The organism is Methylobacterium sp. B1 (assembly GCF_000333255.1).
Taxonomy (GTDB): domain Bacteria; phylum Pseudomonadota; class Alphaproteobacteria; order Rhizobiales; family Beijerinckiaceae; genus Methylobacterium; species Methylobacterium fujisawaense.
Genome location: NZ_BACT01000739.1, coordinates 1 through 1,316 on the forward strand (window position 1 = coordinate 1; position 1,316 = coordinate 1,316).

The following is a 1,316-nucleotide window of genomic DNA, read 5'->3' on the forward strand; positions in this document are numbered from 1 at the left end:
GTTCCGGCCGCCGCGTCCGATGGGGATCACCGAGGGTGTGGTGAGCGCGCTGGGACTCGAACCCAGGACCTACAGATTAAAAGTCCGTTGCTCTACCAGCTGAGCTACGCGCTCGCGTCCCGGGCCGATCGCGGTGGCCCGTCGGGGACGGCGCGTCCGCAATAGGTGAGCGGGCCCGGGGGGTCAACATAAGGGACGTGGACAATCCTCAATCCGCCCTCAATCCGCGTCGCCGCGGCTCTGCTCCACGATGCCCCGGGCCTCAGCGAAGGCCGCGTCGGCATCGAGCTCCGTCGTGTCGAGCCGGATCGCGTCGTCGGCCATGCGCAGGGGTGCGGCGCTGCGGGATGCATCCCGGGCGTCGCGGGCCTCGATGTCGGCGAGGATCGTCGCGAAGGTCGCCGACTCGCCGCGGCCGACCAGTTCCCGATGGCGGCGGCGGGCGCGCTCCTCCGAGGACGCCGTGATGAACAGCTTCACCGAGGCCCCGGGGCAGACCACCGTGCCGATGTCGCGCCCGTCGAGCACCGCCCCCTGCGGATCGGCGGCAAAGCGGCGCTGCCAGGCGAGCAGGCCGGCCCGGACTTCCGGCACGGACGAGACGCGCGAGGCCGCCTCGCCCATGGCCCGGTCGCGCAGCCGCGGGTCGTCGAGCTTGCCGGCATCGAGGGCCTGGGCCGCCTGCGCCGCGGCCGCGGCATCCTCCAGCGACAGGCCTGCATCGAGCAGGGCCATAGCCACGGCCCTGTAGAGGAGCCCGGTGTCGAGATGCGGCAGGCCGTAATGATCGGCCAGACGCTTGGCGAGCGTGCCCTTGCCGGATGCGGCCGGTCCGTCGATCGCGATGACGAGCGGCATGCCGGTCACGCCTCGATCCGGCCGCCGAGGGCCTGCATGGTCGGAAGGAAGCTCGGGAAGCTCGTGGCGATCATCGCGCCGTCATCCACCGTGACCGGGTTCCGTGCGGCGAGCCCCATGACGAGGAACGCCATGGCGATGCGGTGGTCGAGATGCGTCGCGACCGTTCCGCCGCCCGGCGCGGCGGCGCCGTCGCCCTCCACCACGAGGTCGTCGCCCTCCACCGCGTGGCGGACGCCGTTGGCGGCCAGCCCCGCCGCCACGGCGGCGAGGCGGTCCGATTCCTTGACCCGCAGCTCGTGCAGGCCGTTCATCCGGGGCCGGCCCTCGGCGAAGCTCGCCGCCACCGCCAGCACCGGGTACTCGTCGATCATCGCGGGCGCCGGCTCGGCCGGTACGTCAACCCCGGCAAGCGGCTCGCGCGCACCGCAGGGCGGCAAGGGTTTGGCGGCCTTCCT

At 73.0% G+C, this 1,316-nt stretch carries 1 protein-coding gene, 1 tRNA gene and 1 pseudogene; all 3 read right to left on the minus strand.

Translation table 11 applies throughout. The features are described 5' to 3' along the window. Positions 1 to 38: 38 nt before the first annotated feature. Positions 39 to 114, minus strand: a tRNA-Lys gene (locus I53_RS21735). 105 nt (positions 115 to 219) lie between these two features. Beyond that, positions 220 to 858, minus strand: coding sequence for a (d)CMP kinase (cmk, locus tag I53_RS21740; protein ID WP_051044950.1), 639 nt, complete (start codon positions 856 to 858; stop codon positions 220 to 222). A 5-nt stretch (positions 859 to 863) separates the two neighbouring features. Next, positions 864 to 1,316, minus strand: a pseudogene (locus I53_RS21745) (3-phosphoshikimate 1-carboxyvinyltransferase); the annotation flags it as partial.

Coding starts and splice junctions, on each gene's coding strand:
- cmk (WP_051044950.1), bottom strand. CDS start 858: ATGCCGCTCGTCATCGCGATCGACGGACCGGCCGCATCCGGCAAGGGC.